The organism is Litoribrevibacter albus, from assembly GCF_030159995.1.
Taxonomy (GTDB): Bacteria; Pseudomonadota; Gammaproteobacteria; order Pseudomonadales; family Litoribrevibacteraceae; genus Litoribrevibacter; species Litoribrevibacter albus.
In genome coordinates, this window is record NZ_BSNM01000014.1 from 457,885 (window position 1) to 475,980 (window position 18,096).

Sequence of the window (18,096 nt, forward strand, 5' to 3'; positions counted from 1 at the left end):
AATAATTTTCAATAAAGGGACAAGATCACGAGCACAGATGTTCTATTTTTCGTCGAAGAATTCGTTGTTCCGGTGTTTGTTTAGCAAGATGTAACGCCTGCTCAAAGGCACCGACCGCCTCGGTTTTTCGCCCTGCCCGTTGAAGAAACTCACCATAAGTAGCATAGGTCAGATGGTAGTTGCTCAAGACCGGGTTAGATAACAAACCTTCAACCAGTTCAATACCGGCCTCCGGGCCATCCCGCATTCCCACAGCAACGGCCCGGTTTAATTCGATCACAGGAGACGGTGCGACTTGCAACAACAAAGAATAGAGAGAGACGATCTGATGCCAATCAGTTTCGGAGGCATCTTTAGCTTCTGCATGAACAGCAGCAATAGCCGCTTGCAAGGTGTAGAAACCAATATCGCGGGTCGCAATAGCCTCTTGAACCAAGAGCGAGCCTTCTTTGATCAGTTCATCATCCCACAGCCTGCGGTCCTGATCTTCCAGCAAGATAATGTCGCCCTGATCATCGGTTCTGGCTATACGCCGGGATTCGTTCAATAGCATCAATGCGAGCAGACCCGTGACCTCCGAATCAGGCAGTAACGACCGAACTAAGCACGCTAAACGAATGGCCTCGAGGGTTAACTCAGATCGGATTAGTACATCACCAGAGGACGCAGAATACCCCTCGTTATACACCAGGTAGATCACTGACAGAACCGACTCTAAACGGTCAGAGAGCTGATCCGACTCCGGCAGTTCAAAGGGTACCTTTGCGTCTCGAATTTTGCTCTTACCTCGCACAATGCGCTGAGCCATTGTCGATGGCGAAACCAGAAAGGCGCTGGCCACTTCTTCCGTAGTAAGACCGCACACTTCCCTCAAGGTCAGCGCCACTTGCACCTTCTGATCGATGGAGGGATGGCAACAGGTGAAAATCAACCGAAGCTGATCGTCCTCTAACACATCCTCTTCAATCAAGGATGTCAGCTCTGGAGACGCCATCGGTTCTTCCTGCACGGAAGACGCCAACATCTCAGAGACAATTTCCCCATGACGTTGTTGACGACGAATTTGATCAATGGCTTTGAAACGCCCAGTAGATACTAACCAAGCTCTCGGGTTATCAGGAATGCCGTCGTTCTGCCATTGAGTTAAGGCAGAACTGAACGCTTCGTGCATTGCCTCCTCAGCGAGATTGAAGTCCCCTAACAGTCGGATCAAGGTTGCATAAATCCGGCGCGCTTCGGTTCGATACAGTTCATCCAGTGTCGATTGAATCAATGCATGAGTTGGCATGGGAAGGCACACGTTTAGGTTTGGTCAACTAGACTAACCTAGCTTAAAGCGCGTGTGCAATCCGTGAATCACTTGGCGAGTTAAACGCTGTTAAGACAGAGCTGATCATCACCGAATACGGTCCTTAATAACCCCTGCATAGACAGAAATCGGATACGAGTAATGAACTACACCATTTTCCGTTCTGTAGGGTCTGAAGCCTGATTGATTTACATCGACATCAGAAATCAATAACTCCCTGATCTTGTCATCATCACCAGGCTCAGGGAAAGACACCGCCAGTTGCTTTTCCAATTCGACGACAACCCGATAGCTATACTGTTTAACCTCACTAAACACCGATTGACCAAACATGCGCTGATAGTCTGCATGTTCCATTGCTCGTGTATGAGATGGGTCCCGCAAACGCTCGATCCGATTGTATAACTCGCTTTGATCCGGGTGAATTTCCACATCAGCGACAACAACGGTGCCTCCCGGCTTACAAACCCGAACCATTTCAGACAGCACCTGATCGGGCTGTTCAAAGTGGTGAAAGCTGTAGCGGGTCACCACCACATCAAAACTGGCGTCGTCATAAGGCAGGTGATTTGCATCGCCCTGACGAAACGTAGCATTGCTTAAACCATGCTGTTTTACCTGTTTTTCGGCCTGTTCCAACATAGCCGGGGTAAGATCAATGCCTTCCACTTGCTGAGCAACGGCAGCAAATGCAGTTACGACCAATCCGGGGCCACAAGCTACATCAAGCACACGGCTCGATGACGTCGCACCTGAGATACGTACAAGGTCTTCAATAGCATCTGAATGCCCAGGCAATTTGGTAAACGGCACCGCCTGCTTACTGAACTGGGCAATAATCTGTTGTTCATGATCGGAAGGGGTCGCTTCCTGATGGCTTGGTGTTTGAGATCCGGTCATTGTTTTAATCCTTGCTTGATCTGTAATTGACCCTCCCATTATGATGCTCAGAACCCTGTCTTTCTTAATACAAACTGACAATGAATATCGACAAACTGACACAGATACCCGTTGCAAAAGTAGGTCACTTAAACGATGTGACAAAACCCGTATTACCCTATTGGAACGAAGTGAAAGACGCCATGTGCTCTGAGCCCCACAGCCATCCCCGTGGTCAGTTGGTGTATTCCATCAAAGGGGTTACACGCGTCATCACTAATGAGGGAATACACTTAATCCCCAGTTCCCAAGCCTTTTGGTGTCCCCCCCATCATCAACACACTTTGATGTTTCCCGGTGCAGTGGAAGTGGCTAATCTCTTTATCGATGAAAAATGGGCGAAAGAATTACCAAACACCCAACAAGTGTTGAATGTCTCTTTATTGATGAAAGGATTGATTGGAAAAGCATTGGAAATTGAGCACGACTATCAAGAAGGTACAACAGAACATCGTCTAATGGTGGTGATCATTGATCAGCTAAAAGAGCTATCCCCTGCACCACTTACCTTGCCTTGGTCGAATAATAAGAAACTAGAGACGATTATGAAGGCACTCATTGCTGACCCTGCTAATACAGAGTCCATCGATCATTGGGCAGAACAGGTGCATTGCACACCCAGAACACTGGCCCGATTGTTCAACAAGGAAGTCAACATGACATTTACTCAATGGCGAATGCAGGCCAAGTTTTTCCATGCGATTGAGCAACTGAATCAAAAGCACTCGGTCACCGCAATCGCGTTGGACTTAGGCTACAGCTCACCCAGTGCATTCATTAGCGCATTCCGAAAAACACTGGGCAAAACACCTACTGAGTACGTAGAAGCACTTTTCTAAAAAACCTGCTGAACAATCTCTTGAACAACGGGAATCACAGACACCACCAGAAGTAACGACATGGTGTAATTAAACCATTTGCGGTGCGCATCGGATTTCAGCACTTTCTTGAGGATCGAACCAAACATCAGCCAGACACCCACACATGGGAAAGACACCACCAAGAAAGTCAACGCAATGGTTAAGTTCTGACTGTAGTAACTGGCACCCAAGGTTGTGAACGCAGCAATCGCGCCGGTTGCTACCACCCAGGCTTTGGCATTAACCCATTGAAACAAAGCCCCCTTCATAAAGCCCAAAGGTTCGCCCTGCTCGTCTCCTTGAGAAATTTCACCGGAACGGGCAATCAACCAGGCAAGGTACAGCAAGTACGCGGTACCTAAGCATTTAATGAATAAGTGAAGAGAAGGAAAAAGCTCAAAAAGCTGGCCGAAACCAAGGCCCACTAGTAACAACATTAATGCAAAACCGACACAAATACCGGTTAGAAGAGGAACGCTTTTCTTAACACCAAAGTTAACCCCAGAGGTCATCACCATAATGTTATTAGGACCAGGCGTAACTGAGGAAGATATGGCGAAGAGTATCACCGCATACATGTAGTCCATTTGAGCATCCCTACTGTTGCCAATTTAATTGAATTCGAACTCAATTAAATTGGGTCAACAGCAGGGATTTCAAGAGAAATAACTAACCATTTGATTAGTTTTAAAGCATTGCCTCTAATTCACTCTCGCGTTCATTATCCTTATGCATGGTCTTCTTACCTGGGTAGCTGGTGTAGAAATCCATATGAGCCGCTTTCGAGAAAGTATCCTGTCGTTGCTCATAGTCTTTGATCCACGCCAGCAACATACTCAGATTCGCATCCTGCGCTTCTTTCGATTCGTATTTGTGAGGTTCCCACGGTCTCTTCTTAGCATTCTCAATGCAGAGTTCCACAGGCAGATTGAGATATATGATTTCTTCTGAAAGCGGCGCGGCTATCTCCATCAAGTCGATGTAACAACCTTCAATCACCCAACCATTATTGGTCGCTGCAAACGCTTGAATGGCCGTTCCCGATTCTTCCAATGGAGCACGTTCAGGAGGGGAAGTTTGCATCCAGGCCAGCTCATCCAAATCCAGATGAGATAAGTTGTGTTCGGCACACAACTCTTTCGCCAATGTACTCTTACCTGAGCCAGAATTACCAAAAATTATTATTTTTCTCATGTAATCTCTCCATAATACTAAAGGTTGTCATCCGTTCTCTGTGATGATCGTCAAAACCGAGCTCTTTAAGTCAGTTCAAAGCTAGAAGTTCCTGGCCATCCAATGATTCATCCTCAGCAATCATAAGAAGAAAACGCTCAGACAAATCCAAAAACCTGAGCAATGTTCTACATATAAACTTTAATCAATATGCAACTAGCATTGGCTGATTTCACTGTCATTTGGGGTCATAAAAGCACGAGCTATTCTGCTTTGTCTTCCTTAGCCTAGCGTCCCTGTCAAACTACCCAGACAAATTAGCTTATTTTAATGAATAGGTATTAGTGAATAGCGCTATAGCAGAGAGAGTGCATACTTATCGCACCAGCCACTTATGAACACCTTCAGAAATTAGGATACCAACACAAGCAGCTATCAGTGCGGCAATGACACCAAAAACGAAACTTGAGTATTCGAGTTGCACGAACAACCCTGCAACAACGCCAAACAGAACGGCCAGGGAATATTCAAGCCAGGGATGAATAGGAACATCCCGAAGATATCTATCTCGCCAAACTAAAAGAAGACTAATCATTAAATACGTACTTATCGCACCAATGGTCTCAATCATGTTGCTTTACCGACGACTGATACTTCCTTGCATTAATTAAAGAGAAACGAGTAATCACAGGTCCGAACAATTCAAAAATAACTGTGGTTCCCACTAATAAGGATAGAATCTCTGAGGAATATTCGGGATATTTTTCTGTAGCCATAAGCGCCAAGCCCAAGGCAACACCTGCTTGTGGCAATAAACACCACCCAATGTACTTCTTAACGACAGGATCAGCGCCACCAAGGTTAGCACCAATATAACCACCCATGATTAAGCCAAATGAACGAGCCAAAATATAAGCTCCGCCAATGAAGCCAATAGTATGGAGTTGAGTGATGTCAAACTGGAAGCCAGCCATCAAGAAGAAAATAATCAATAGCGGCGTACTGATGCCTTCAATGGCATGGAACGGACGTTGATGGTGGGACGCAAAATTTGCCACCATTGCCCCTAACACGATGCTCGCAAGAAGATATGAAGAACCAGAGAGCTCGGCAATGCCTCCGGTCAGAAGCACAAAGCCCAAAGCTTCAATCAACAAGGGTTCCCCTTTAGACAAACGCCCCGTTAATTTTGCCATTGGCCAACCAATCACACAGCCGATCAGCACTGCCCCGCCGATCTCCCAGAAAGAGTGAAGTAACTCGTCGTAGAAGTTTGACGTTCCACCCAGAAACTCAACGATAGAAATGCATAAAGCAAAGATCAGAATCCCAAAGAAATCATCAATGGCAACCACCCGCAGTAACACCTTTGGCAGATCACCCGAGACGTGGGTTTCTTTTACCACATCAATGGTCGCAGCAGGCGCACTGGCCGGTGCAATTCCAGCCAGAAGAATGGCTACAACAATAGGAACATCCAATAGATAGAGCACCGTAAAAACAACCAGTGCCGCCCCAAGTGATTCAGACACAGTAATAGCCCAAACCACCTTGCCAGACTTCATCAAGGTTCTATATACGAACTGCTCTCCCAGTAAAAAACCGACCATGCACAAGGCAATTTGGCTCACAAACGGGAACCAGCTGTGCATGATTGGTGGAACAAGATCCAGGGCATTAGGGCTTGCCAGAGCCCCTGTTAACAACAGAATGGTGACTCTGGGAATACCCGTCCGTTTACCCAGTTCATGAGCAACTAAGCCAACCAAAAAGATCGCGCCAAGCGTGAACAGTATTACACCGCCCAAACTGATGTTATTAGAAAATTCCTGAATATGATCCATAAGGTGACTACATATACCTTAACAACTACGTTTCACTTAATGATGATTTAGCATTGATCTATTAATTGATCTGTTAAACGGTTACTCAATTCCAGAGCGTTCAAGAATCTCGGTATCAAAGCCATCAATACTCTTTTGATTCTTCTTAACCCAATACTGCTCTATTCCATCTTTGCCCTGACGCTCAGACCACTTGGTTAACTCATCCCTATCCCCCTGATAATCGAAATACGGCACAGCCATTCCGCAAGACGCTTGAACAAGGTTGATATCCAATACAAAGATCTGGCGATTCGCATCACTCTGAGGAAAGAGTTTTGAATAGTCTTCCCATTCGCTGTTTCCCCGATGCAACACGCTTGCAGAACCATAAGTTCTAAGAATTAACGGGCTTCCCTCAAAGGCGCAAAACATAAGAGTCATTCGAGGATTCTGTAACACATGGGAAGCGGATTCATTGCCACTGCCAGTTAAATTCAACCACGCAATTTTCTTAGAGTTAATGACTCTGAGAGAGTCACCGCCTTTAGGCGATAAGTTGACGGAGCCTGTTTCTGCTGCCGTCCCGACGAAATAGATTTTTTGCTCTTTTATAAAGTCGATGTGCTTATCCGAAAGCACTTCATATTGTGTTCCCATTGCACCAGTCCTTTTTATGCCGAGTTAAGCAAACAAAATAGCGATTAAAGCTCATTAAAGAAGGTAGAGATAGAAGTACCCAAGGTTTCAAGACATTGAGTTGACGCATCAACCTCAGCTCGTTTTCTTGTCTCTGAGATATCAGTATCTTTATCAGATAGCTCGATTAGAAGCTTCTTAGTCACCACATCCGTAAAAGGAAATATGCCTGTTTTAGTATCCAGCACAGCCGCCTCACATGTAGAGAACGCTTTGACCTGATCTTTACTAAACAAACGATACTCTTGAAAAATATCACTGTGAATATTGTAGATAACAAGCAGATGAGCCTGCATTCTGACCGCTGCTTCTCTCATCTGAGAAAGATTTAATTTTTCACTGGCGATGAAAGAAGGCAGTGCTACAACATTGTTTACTTGTTTGGCTGATAACAAGTTTTTAGTTAGCACATCCACGTACTGTTGCTGTAAATCGAAATAGCCTTCTGACCGCCAATAATTATAGCCGTAGTATCTGACTCCAAGGCTGGATGACCGAAGTTTGAGTAATGCCGCCCTCGCGTTTAAAGGTATTTCGAGTTTACCGTTTAAAATGGTATCCGCCGCTTCATTAGAAATATTCGCGCTGTCATTTTCAAACAGAGACGCTTTGATGGTTTCTCGTTCTTGATAGGCAGGCTCCGCGTAATAGTTTGGTTGTGAAACATCACGGCGAGCAACGGGTACAGCACAACCGGTTAAATAGCTAACAATGATTAAAGAAATAAAAATCCTCAAGACAAACTCCTTTTCCAACAGATAATGTTTAAGACAATCAACAACTAAAGGTTACCGACAGTGACGATGACCGGCAACAAATCCTATACCTCAACTTTGTACCCCAAAACCAGTTCATCACCCGGTAGCCCTCGAATTCCCCAGTTCTCTTTAGGGGTTTCAAATAGGGTTATTTCTAGATCCTGATGGCTGATTCCGGTGGCGTCGTTTATGTTTTTGAACAGCTCTCTAATCAAAGATTTCTTGGCATCCGTTGAACGCCCTTCAAACATAGAAATCTCAATGATCAGATAGTGCTCGGATCGATCATCCGGATAGATAAAAGAGTCTGTATCAAGGGAGATAAAGCGATGAAATTTCTTTTCTTTGGGATAATCGAGCGAAGACATTACAGCGCTATGAATGGCGTTAGAGATCGCCTCACGGTTTTGCTCAAGGTTAGCCTGTAATCCATATATTTTGATCTGAGCCATACAATCCATTGTTCCTAATAGTTTTTATAGCTAGTCCACCATACCAGCCTGTACTCTCTCTTCCTATATCTCAGACTGAAAATTGTCATTCATACATATAAAAAAATCCGGAGCCAAAACCTTAGCACCGGATTCTTCAACACGTTAATTCATTGTGCAATCAACGCATTAATTCATCAATCATCCATTACTCTAGCGAAGCATCCAGAACTTGCGCCATGCTCTTGCTCGATGCGTTTTGAATGTAAATGTACTTGTTCAGGAAGATATCCCAGTAATTTACTTTCTCAAAGTCGATATCCAGGTCATCCACAAAATTACCGTTATCTGCCAGCGGCGTCATGTAGTTACCAGTGTCATCCCACTGATGACCATTGTGGCGAAGGCTTTCGCTTTGAATGAATGGATAATGGTGGTTGTAATAAGAAGACGGCGCATCTGCAAACCAGGTAGTTTCGCCATCAATTTTTCTGTTCCAAACACATGAGTCATAGCTTTGAGGCTCAGATGAACCACACGAACTATGTAGAGGCACTACACTGTCGTCGTGACCTTTGATAAACAGATGAGTGATAAAGCCATACGGTTCATCACCTGCAGACGCAACTCGTAAATGAGGTATACCATCAGGGTTGCCCAAACCAGTGTTTCGAGCCTGATCAGGCTGCAAGTTATAAAGCACACCGGATTGGAAATGCTTCCCTGGCGCAAAGTATTCAACATCTTCTGTTCCCAGGAAGAAGTTAATCCAGCCATTAGCGTCATCCACTTCGTCTTGTTTTTCAGAAGAAAGCACAGTGTTTGATGCCAAATCATCCAGGAAGTTTGCCAAGTGATATAGCAAGCCCGCACCTTCAGTACCGCCTCGTGCACCCGCCAAATCCACATACGCTGTTACATCAAATGCACTTCTAGTGTTTGCATCCAACAATGAGTATTTGTTTTCTTCAACGTACTGCATCACCAGATCACCCGTTGAATGGGTAATCACCAAGCAGCCGTTGGTGCGAGAACAAAACGTTGGATCTTCTGCAAACAAATCCGAGATTTGTTGAGCGATGGTTGCCCCAATGCCTTCACCGTTAGCTTCTTCCAAGCGATAGGTTGAATCGAAATGCAAGATTTTTGCATTGTCATCGGAGTAATAAACCGCTTCTTTCGACGTGTCGTAGATATTGAAGGTATCTCCGTTCGCGTCCTTCAGCATAGGTAGGTTTTGGTCAAGCAACGTAATGCCCGTTGGATTACCTACGCTCACAGCTCCATTGCCATTATTGTAAAGATCAAAGCGATTCCAGTAGTTATAGCCAAAGCGTTTACCATCATCTTCTGTGCGTGAGACAAACACGTGTTGTAACTGGAAGCCCTGAACCAGAATGATATTTTTACCAGCTAACTGATTAGCTGAGGCATGAGTTGCACCTGCCATCAAGGCAGACAGAGCAAGTGATTTCCAAAGTTTCACGATATTCTCCTGTTTCTTTTTTGCTTATTTTTATCGTTTAGAACAAGAACTGCTTACGACCCTAATCGTCGTAACTCGTTAGCGATGCGTTGAGCCTTTTCATTAACGTAAGGCTTATCGAGGTATTCAGAAAAGTTGTAGCCTTCAACGTCATAGGCGTCTTGGTCAACTCTTCCAAATTCGGTGATGAAATCCGGTTTTGAAGGCAGTCGTTGCAGTGAAATATCCTTCAGTTCATAAGGGCCTTCAGAACCAGCTTCCTTGAGTGCCGCGATGTGCGCTTTCAGTATCAGCACACCACTACGCCCATTAACTTGTTCTTCTGCTCTTAAATTCACCAAAGGCCGACCGGTTTCGGACTCATATAAATTGGCTCTCAAACGGTGATAGCCAGGCTTTTCCGTAGAGATATAAACAGGAATGTGCAGGTATTCATCGTGTATTTCAGAAGGCGCTACCTGCTCAACTTGTGCAACGGTTGCAAGGTACTCAATACTGGTACCTCTTTGATAAGTCTCACCCAAAAATTGAAACTCTGTATCAATAGTTAATTCACGCTTCCATTCCACATCGTCAAATCTCAGTTCACTGAAATCCAACTGGTACTGATGTGCGCCATCTTCTTTCGCAATCACTGTGGCGTGTGCCAACGTTTCTCCATTACTAACTAAGCGAGCTGAAACCGCACTGTTTTCGTCCTCGGATAGCCCAGAAATCTCAGCGTCTACAACCAAATGATCGCCGTAGAAAAAGCGAAGCTGATTAGGTTTGATCGACAAAGTTGGGCTGTTCGGGTCTGTCAGTTTGGCAGGTAATTCATTCGCAATTGGGATATCCGGGAGATACTTACTGGCTAATTCGTCAGGATTAATCGGTGTAGAGAAACTTGGGTACTGAGCTTGTGCATCATACGCTTCGCTTATTTTTTGCAGCTTCATTTTCATTTCATCATCAAACTTGAAGCCTTCTTCCGTTTTTTCAACACCAGGCAACAGCTGAGGAGACGTTGTTTGAGCACTGGCAGTTTCCTGCAATTGCTTAGGTTGAGTTTGTTCTACAAGAACCTCTTCAGCCAAGGGCACGGTGTGATTTTCATTAATGACAAATGAACTGATAATTCCTATGCCACAAATACCCAGCACAGAAATCGCGCCTAACTTAATCGGATTAAGCGAATTACTCATGAGCGACCTTTTTATTGTTATTTTTATAAAAGAATAAGTGATCTGAGAGATGGGTCTACTCCCCAAATGGGGGAGGTAAGTTGTTCAAGCAAGGAAAACGAGGAAGATAAGAAAACAAAAAAGCTATTAAGAAGAGATCTGTTTTTGACTCTGAAAACGGCCCAGGATAACCATTAAAATCCCCCCCAGAACCATCAGTGTAGCGATCACAAACCGAAGCGTTATCTCTTCACCAGAGAAGACAAAACCTCCGATTGTGGCAATGATAGGCACCAATAATTGTAGGACGGCCGCTTGAATAGCAGATAGCCCTTCTAATGCCATATACCAGATGGTGTAGCCAATGCCTGACGCGAGCCCACCCGACAACATTGCCAGTACAATGCCATATAAGGTCATCTGGCTGTTCGAGATGGTTAATACGATTAAAAGCACGACGAGAGGTAAAGTGCGTACAAAATTAAAGGCAGTATCGGATAACGGATGTCTGGACCCTTTGCCTGCCAGGGTATAAAAACCCCATGCGACACCTGCAGCAGCCATAAACACAAAGCCCAATAGAGATGGAGCTTCTACCCCTGGCAACATCAAATAGGTAAACCCGGCAAAGGCAAGCAAGACACCTAACCACTCAATGACAGTAAGCCTATTACCCGTGACCAGGCCAACCGCAATCATAGTAATTTGAACCGCGCCAAACAAAATCAACGCACCGGTTCCGGTTTCCAAAGACACATAAGCATAAGAAAAGCCGATGGCATAAATGAACAACATTAAAGCGGCCCGCCAACTCCCTCGGGTCGGTTGAGTCTGGTGTTCGTCAGCCCCCTGTACCTGGCCGTTTCGTACTTTCACTCTGTATGGAGACAATGCCAATACAGCCAAAAGCACAGCAATGCCTGTCAGTAACCGAATAGAGGTAAAACTCGCTGCATCAATTCTCTCCTCACCTAAAGCCAGTCGGCAAAAAATGGAGTTACCAGCGAAAGCAATTAAGGCAACGCTGGTGAGAAGAAAAACCTTCATTGATTTGTTTAGATGCATCGAATCTATTTCACCCAATGGTTATTGCCAAACCTTTGTGTACACATTCTATACCCGCTCACACTATAGAAATTCACCACCGCATCTGTCTCCAGACAAGCGCAGTTAACAAGAAGCGTTAACAAGCGCCATGAACAAAAACAATGAACACGAGCGATGAATATAACCGCAGTATAGAACTTGAATCTCTGTAAGAGTGTTATAAGAACCAAAGGTTCGGCAAACTAATTAGATGACGTTGAGTCAATGACACATAACCCTTGGTTTGTATTGGCATTTTTACTATCACAGCGAACCAATACCTGCCCGCCTTCATTCAACACTTCACCCTGCCATTGTCCTTGCTCTTTCAGCGACATCAGCAGATAACCAAACTCATCCAACTGATTTACCTGCGCGGCCTTACCATCGATGGTGCCTTGATAATTCCCTGTTGTAGATTTATTCAAGCTAACACCGCTGTTGCCTATGACAATCTGCGGTGGTCTGGTACTGCCAGGAAAACTGATGTCTTGATACAAATGCATATGACCTGAAAGCAGCAACTGTACTTGTGACGCAAAGGCTGCCCCTTCACTCTGTTTAAGAGCTGTCTGCAGCATCACATTCAGACTACTCACCGCAGTAGGAGTTGATTGAGAGGTATCAATCTCAGCCCCCCAAGTTGGCCGATGGGTTAACATCCAAACAGGCTTATCGTTAGAAGGTAACTGGGCTTGTAACTGCTCAAACTGCTGAGTGAATTCAGAGGTTAACGGGTTATCTGAGCTTGCATCACAGGCGTTGGCACTGTCCATGACCCACAAATCAAGCGGCTCCAAAGACACCACATAAGGTTGAATCATATTGATCGAATTCACTGCGTTATAGGCTGGCCGTGCAATCGATCCTTGATTAGGACAAACCAATTGCGAAATCCCCCCTTCTAGCGAAGACCCCGGACCGAAGAAATAAAACCAGCCTACGCCTGCACGACTGCAAAGCTCGTGATTGCCTCGGGCAAATACCCAAGGTGCAGTGGTCAATAATTCCTGAGCTGGCAGGAAGAAATCTTCATACCAGTACTGCCATTGATCCGGCTTAGAGCTATCGCTGGCGTTCTGACTGTAATACGGGGTGCCAACATAGCCACAAGATGCGCCATCGTAACCACCATCCCCAGCATCATACGCATAGATTTTCTCCGGTTTCTTTTTCAGGCTGCCGGACGTCCCACGGTAGTTGTAATCGCCCATATGCAGGATCAATTCTGCACCACGCGTTGCCCCCGCCTTGGCAAGCTTAGAAAACGGGCTGGCCGCCTCCCCCGGTTTACAAACAGATGCTTTGCACCCCGTATCCCCATAGACCAACACTTCAGAAGGAGCCAAAGTCGCAGCCGCAAGCTCAAACTCACTATTAGATACTCGATAGCTAACACCGACAGAAATCATGGCTTCGCAGACAGTAACGGGGAAGTTCGTCCGGTCAGGATGAAACCCTCGCTCCGACATCTTCACCGTCGATTGATCACTGCCCGTTAAGATCGGGCAAGCTGCGCCTAGGGAATTCAAAACCGCCCTGGCATACAACACAGGTTCACCGTTTTCATTGCCGCCATTACTGGCCGGAGCAAACAAGCTATATACGGCAACGACATCAGCGGGTTGTTTTGTTTTATTCCACAAACCACATGCCGATAAACACACAGAAATAATAAGAAAAATCGAGATTTTTAATGCATTAGAGAGCTGAATGGACAAGCGCCCATCCCATGACGAAATATTCATAGTCCTTTCCACCTATCCTTGGTTTAACGAAGTGAGAACACAATCGACTGTTACATAGCCGACATCATTTCAGCCATTTAGAACAGATGTGTTTGATGTTTGGTTCACTAGTGCGTTCAATGAGTATAGACAGGCGTTTAAAAACGCCAATGAAAGAATGGCATTTGCTTTAGCTTTTTTAGTGCAACCAAGAGAACAACCTTAGTTACGCTTTTGTGTTAAAGGACTGGTGATACTCAACCTCTCCCTGAGGGAAGTCCCCTTGAAACAAGATCGCCTGAAAGTACTCTGGCGGAACATTCGGAAGTATCAGCCCATCAACAGGACAAAAGCCAAACCTGCTGTAGTATTCTGGATCACCCAGCAAAACACAGCCATTGGCCTGCATCTCTTTCAGTTCGTCCAAAGCGGCATTCATCAATAGAGAACCAATGCCTTTGCCTTGTTGACCCGGCTCGACAGATATAGGCCCCAAGCCATACCAACTGTCAGCGCCGTTGGATACCGAAACAGGTGAAACGGCCACATGCCCAACCACCTTGCCTTCCGTCTCCGCCACCAATGAAATACTTAATACGCCAGACTCTCGCAGTGCCTTAACGATAAACTGCTCGGTATGATCGGTATGCGGTGCATTAAGAAACGCAGCAACGGTGACCTCATGGATCTGATCAACATCACTGGGGGTTTCTTTTCGAATGGTGATGCTCAAGTTTGCTCTCCTAGCAGCTTTCGAAGCTGGTTAATCTCAAAAGTTTAAAACAATAATGACTCAATGCGTATCTTCTAGCACAGTAAAAATCGCCTTACCTATGCGTGTAATCGCTTGGTTACGATCATCAAACGATGCCTCTGTTTGAGCAATATAAATGCTAATAATTAGCGGAGCCCGATTTTCACTCCACACAACAGCCGTAATGCTTCTGGAGCCATAACCACCTGCGCCTGAGCGGTCCCCTATTTTCCAGCCTTGAGGTAACACAGGGCGTAACAAATTGCCGGTAACTTGGTTATCAACCATCCATTCCATGAGTTGAGCTCGGCTCTCTTCAGAAAGCACTGAGCCAAACAACAAGGACTTCAAGGTGTGAGACATGGTATTAGGCGTGGTTGTATCACGTAAGTCACCCGGTTTTCCTTCATTCAATTCCGTTTCGAATCGATCTAACCGAGTAATGTCATCCCCTACTTCGCCAACGAACTTCGTCACTTCCGAAGGCCCGCCGATTACCTCTAACACCTTATTTGCAGCGGTGTTGTCACTTGTCAGCATGGTGGCAGAACACGCCTCATAGAGCGTCATCGTTTTGCCAACGTATTTTTCTGTCACAGGAGAATAAGTCACCAAGTCGTTCTCAACTATAACCACCGAATTGGAAGGTAGAATACGTTCCTGATCTACGTCGAAGAGAAGCTTGGCACACGCCAGTGTTTTGAAAGTGCTTGTCAGCGGGACACGTTCATCCCCTTTATAGTCCCACTGCTGATTGGTTGCTGTATCCAGAATGGAAACACCAATGTATGCCGATAAGTGTTTCTCAGCCAGTGAGATTACTTGTTCCACTGAGCTAAAATTTACCTCCTCAGACTGAACTGAAAGCGGCATGAGAAGAGTAATGAACGTAAATACAAGAACACGAGATTTCGATATTTTCATAAGATCTGAATGAGAAATTTAGCAGCAATCCCAGTAGAACCAAGCGTTTTCAAACTTTCTTGCTTCCAAGTCTCCGAGCCTAATGAACAAGTGACCGACACTACTATCTCCAAACATAATATAATCATCAACATCTATTTGAAGGAGTTGAATGTCATTCTTTTGATTAGGTCGATAGTCACGAGGATCACTTTGAGTAAAGTCGCCGTAACCACCAATTTTATGGCCTGTACTTGAAAAATACTCATCAAATTCCTTTTGTTCCTCCTCGTTAAGATCATCTTCAAAATCCCAATAATCCTTTGTGCCGAACATAATTGAAAACTGGGAATCCTCGCTACAACCAGTATCGATTGCTTTCTTAAAGCTTAACTTATGTATGCTTGAAACTGGGAGTTCATCATATAGCCCGGCATCAATGAATGAAAAATCAAAAATCGGCGTCTTTTTTAAATCTTCTTCACTATGATATATGACCTTCTCGCTCCCCATATCCCACCACTCATCAGCAGGAAAGAAGAGTTGAAGAACACCGCCAGATGGAAAGAAAGGCAACCCTAGAAATTTACTCTGTGTTAGCTTTAATGGATCATCGGTACGTTTACAATCCAACGGTTCTGCTTCGATGGATACATATTCTCGTTGAGCTTCAACTAACTCAGCTTCAAAAGCTTTTAATACGTTAGGAACAGCAACCTGCTCTTTCCTTGATTTCATTTAGTTTTCCTTAATTATCCAGAGGTCGCATACGTTTCAAGCTGCGGAGTGCTGCATCAGTAACCTTGACTAATTAAGGCTGCACTTTGTTCAGCCAAATTGTCATTTCTTCCTTCACGGCATCATCAAAATACCTTGTAGTACCATCAACCAACTCTACTTCAAGAACTGATACATCAAAATCACGACTAAATGCTGAGGAAAAGGACGGATCGACCATCAAATCGCTTCAGCCGCCAAAATCAGTTCACTTTCAATCTGATCCCAGTTCATGGGTTCCGAGGTAATAACCTCTATCCGGCTGTCATGGCTTACATTGGTTTCTTTGAGGGTGACCATACCTTGCTCTGAGTTGATGATCAGGGATTGATTCTCGGAAATCTTGAATACCCCTTTCACGCGGTCTACTTGCAAACCGAAAAACAAAGCTTGCAGTTTCATGGCATCAAAGGTTAGTTCCTGCCGAAAGATCCAACCACAGCTCACATGCCCACTGCCGGTATTTTCTTTTCTGATAAAGAGTTGATCGTCCGGAACCGCCAGCGATGCATTATCCAGCACATGTCCGTGATCGTGATCGTGATCGTGATCGTGATCGTGATCGTGATCGTGATCGTGATGATCAGACTGATCTGCGGATGAATGGCCATCAAGCCATTCCAGGTCAATCCGCCCGAAGCTGGTCCATTTCGTTTGGCAATCTGGTCGAATTCGCCCTTGGTGTTTTAATTCCCTAACCCACTCATCAAAGTCCGTTTGATATGGGCCGTCGTATAAATCGCCTTTGGTCGCAACGAGGTAATCCGCCACCGCCAGTTGGGTACGATAAATATCGTGTGTTTGATACTTTTCAATACGGATCTTGCTTGGATCAACCAGGGTGATGGTGTTTTGAAGTTCAACCACCGTTTTGTAATTATCACCGGTCAACATCTGGATGATTTCATTTGGATGCCCTAGCCCTGTGGGTTCAATCAACAGTCGGTCCGGATTTTGGGCAAGTAACGCATTCAGCCCAACCTGAGTAGGTAACCCATTGACACAACACATGCAGCCGCCGGGAATTTCTTTGATTAGAAGATCTGAGTTGCCTTCTGATGTCTGGCGATCAGCTTGTTGTGCTTTGAGAATGGCACCGTCGATTCCTACCTCACCAAATTCGTTCACCAACACCGCCCAACGTTCATTGGCGGGTTTATGTTTCAGAAGATGAAGAATCGCCGTGGTTTTCCCGACACCGAGAAAGCCGGTAATGATGTTAACAGGAATGGCGTGTATGTGTGGCGAGGAAGGCATGATTCAGAGCACCCAAAAAGGCTAAGGGTACTCTGTCTCAGGAGGAAATGAAAAGGGCTTATTTAAAACGGCCAAGCGCTTCCATTTTATCAGCAACCGCTTTGAACTCTGGTTTGTTTTCCAGAATCTCTTCTTTGGTTAGGCCTTCTAATTCGTGCGGGAACACCAACCACTCATTGGTTTCATGAACATAGAAGTCAGGGGTGTTTTCTGTCTTGTTGTTCGCAGGCTTGAAGTAAGGCGTTGCAATACGGATCTCAGGTGTATTCTTCTTACAGGCTTTCTTAATATCATATACAGTTTGCTGGATGCTCAACCCTGAATCATGAACATCATCGACGATCAGTAATGAATCTTCTGATTCCAGACGTTTGATCAAATAGGTCAGACCATGTACTTTCACATGACGGCTTCGCTCACCAATGCCCGTATAAGATGACGTACGAATTGCAATGTGGTCACAGTCCACGCCTAGACAATCCATCACTTCCTGAACGGCAATCCCGACCGGGGCACCACCACGCCAAACGCCCACAATGTAATTTGGACGAAAACCACTCTCGTATATCTGCAAAGCCATTTGCGTAGAATCTTCAAGAAGCTGCTGTGCACTGATATAAACTTTATCCATGAAAAACCTCTAATTTAAAAGGTGGTCTCACCTTATCAAATGCCCACTGAACATGCTGCATGGAGCTATCCAAAGCCCTAGAAGATTCTAGCAGCAATTAAAGGCGCGACAATGACTCAGGGCAGTAAATGGATTCTGACATTGAAGAATGCCAAACATTCCAAAAATCTGTGCGCCCCAGTTATTCTCTTTTCAAACACAGTCAAACCTATACGACAGGTCACCGAAACGCTCAATCGCATAGCGACGAACATAAATATCAAACGACCGTTTAAAAAGAAGGCCGGCGATTATATGTTGATCAAACGGTCAAATAAAGT

Annotated in this window: 19 protein-coding genes; 1 reads left to right on the top strand and 18 read right to left on the bottom strand. The window is 45.0% G+C overall.

The features are described from left to right. Window positions 1-25: 25 nt before the first annotated feature. On the bottom strand, window positions 26-1,288 hold the full coding sequence (locus QQL66_RS12435; RefSeq protein WP_284381785.1) for an RNA polymerase sigma factor: 1,263 nt from the start codon (window positions 1,286-1,288) through the stop codon (window positions 26-28). Between the two features lie 108 nt (window positions 1,289-1,396). Next, window positions 1,397-2,209, bottom strand: a complete 813-nt coding sequence (locus QQL66_RS12440) for a class I SAM-dependent methyltransferase (protein ID WP_284381787.1) — start codon at window positions 2,207-2,209, stop codon at window positions 1,397-1,399. Window positions 2,210-2,289: 80 nt separating this feature from the next. On the opposite strand from QQL66_RS12440, the gene QQL66_RS12445 reads away from it, so the two are divergent. Continuing rightward, window positions 2,290-3,087: a helix-turn-helix domain-containing protein gene (locus QQL66_RS12445; RefSeq protein WP_284381789.1), complete on the top strand. Its 798-nt coding sequence runs from the start codon at window positions 2,290-2,292 to the stop codon at window positions 3,085-3,087. Here QQL66_RS12445 and QQL66_RS12450 read toward each other — a convergent pair. The 16 genes from QQL66_RS12450 to QQL66_RS12525 form a co-directional block, all read right to left on the bottom strand. Next, complete coding sequence (locus QQL66_RS12450) at window positions 3,084-3,695, bottom strand: LysE family translocator (protein ID WP_284381791.1); 612 nt, start codon at window positions 3,693-3,695, stop codon at window positions 3,084-3,086. The genes QQL66_RS12445 and QQL66_RS12450 overlap by 4 nt on opposite strands. 100 nt (window positions 3,696-3,795) lie before the next feature. Next, a complete protein-coding gene (locus tag QQL66_RS12455) occupies window positions 3,796-4,302 on the bottom strand; it encodes an AAA family ATPase (protein ID WP_284381793.1) in 507 nt (168 codons plus the stop codon). A 355-nt stretch (window positions 4,303-4,657) separates the two neighbouring features. Further along, window positions 4,658-4,912, bottom strand: coding sequence for a hypothetical protein (locus QQL66_RS12460; protein WP_284381795.1), 255 nt, complete (start codon window positions 4,910-4,912; stop codon window positions 4,658-4,660). After that, window positions 4,905-6,125, bottom strand: coding sequence for a cation:proton antiporter (locus QQL66_RS12465; RefSeq protein ID WP_284381796.1), 1,221 nt, complete (start codon window positions 6,123-6,125; stop codon window positions 4,905-4,907). Before QQL66_RS12465 ends, QQL66_RS12460 begins: the two co-directional genes overlap by 8 nt. 81 nt (window positions 6,126-6,206) lie before the next feature. Further along, window positions 6,207-6,764, bottom strand: coding sequence for a pyridoxamine 5'-phosphate oxidase family protein (locus QQL66_RS12470; protein ID WP_284381798.1), 558 nt, complete (start codon window positions 6,762-6,764; stop codon window positions 6,207-6,209). Between the two features lie 44 nt (window positions 6,765-6,808). After that, window positions 6,809-7,540: a hypothetical protein gene (locus QQL66_RS12475; RefSeq protein ID WP_284381800.1), complete on the bottom strand. Its 732-nt coding sequence runs from the start codon at window positions 7,538-7,540 to the stop codon at window positions 6,809-6,811. A gap of 83 nt (window positions 7,541-7,623) precedes the next feature. Further along, window positions 7,624-8,013 (bottom strand): tautomerase family protein, encoded by a 390-nt coding sequence (locus QQL66_RS12480; RefSeq protein ID WP_284381802.1) that lies wholly within the window; start codon window positions 8,011-8,013, stop codon window positions 7,624-7,626. 187 nt (window positions 8,014-8,200) lie between these two features. Next, on the bottom strand, window positions 8,201-9,478 hold the full coding sequence (locus QQL66_RS12485) for a hypothetical protein (RefSeq protein WP_284381803.1): 1,278 nt from the start codon (window positions 9,476-9,478) through the stop codon (window positions 8,201-8,203). Between the two features lie 53 nt (window positions 9,479-9,531). Then, the gene (locus tag QQL66_RS12490) at window positions 9,532-10,662 is read right to left on the bottom strand and encodes a hypothetical protein (protein ID WP_284381805.1); all 1,131 of its coding nucleotides are present in this window, start codon (window positions 10,660-10,662) and stop codon (window positions 9,532-9,534) included. 126 nt (window positions 10,663-10,788) lie between these two features. After that, window positions 10,789-11,688: a DMT family transporter gene (locus QQL66_RS12495; RefSeq protein WP_284381808.1), complete on the bottom strand. Its 900-nt coding sequence runs from the start codon at window positions 11,686-11,688 to the stop codon at window positions 10,789-10,791. A gap of 242 nt (window positions 11,689-11,930) precedes the next feature. Beyond that, window positions 11,931-13,475 carry a metallophosphoesterase gene (locus tag QQL66_RS12500; protein WP_284381809.1) on the bottom strand — a complete coding sequence of 515 codons (1,545 nt, stop codon included), beginning with the start codon at window positions 13,473-13,475 and terminating at the stop codon, window positions 11,931-11,933. A 205-nt stretch (window positions 13,476-13,680) separates the two neighbouring features. Further along, the gene (locus QQL66_RS12505) at window positions 13,681-14,187 is read right to left on the bottom strand and encodes a GNAT family N-acetyltransferase (RefSeq protein ID WP_284381810.1); all 507 of its coding nucleotides are present in this window, start codon (window positions 14,185-14,187) and stop codon (window positions 13,681-13,683) included. Between the two features lie 60 nt (window positions 14,188-14,247). Then, complete coding sequence (gene bla, locus QQL66_RS12510; protein ID WP_284381811.1) at window positions 14,248-15,132, bottom strand: class A beta-lactamase; 885 nt, start codon at window positions 15,130-15,132, stop codon at window positions 14,248-14,250. An 18-nt stretch (window positions 15,133-15,150) separates the two neighbouring features. Further along, the gene (locus tag QQL66_RS12515) at window positions 15,151-15,849 is read right to left on the bottom strand and encodes a DUF1963 domain-containing protein (RefSeq protein ID WP_284381812.1); all 699 of its coding nucleotides are present in this window, start codon (window positions 15,847-15,849) and stop codon (window positions 15,151-15,153) included. A 219-nt stretch (window positions 15,850-16,068) separates the two neighbouring features. Further along, entirely contained in the window at window positions 16,069-17,145 is a 1,077-nt protein-coding gene (locus QQL66_RS12520) for a CobW family GTP-binding protein (RefSeq protein ID WP_284381813.1), read from the bottom strand. Between the two features lie 58 nt (window positions 17,146-17,203). Further along, a complete protein-coding gene (locus tag QQL66_RS12525) occupies window positions 17,204-17,776 on the bottom strand; it encodes a phosphoribosyltransferase (RefSeq protein ID WP_284381814.1) in 573 nt (190 codons plus the stop codon). Window positions 17,777-18,096: the final 320 nt, after the last annotated feature.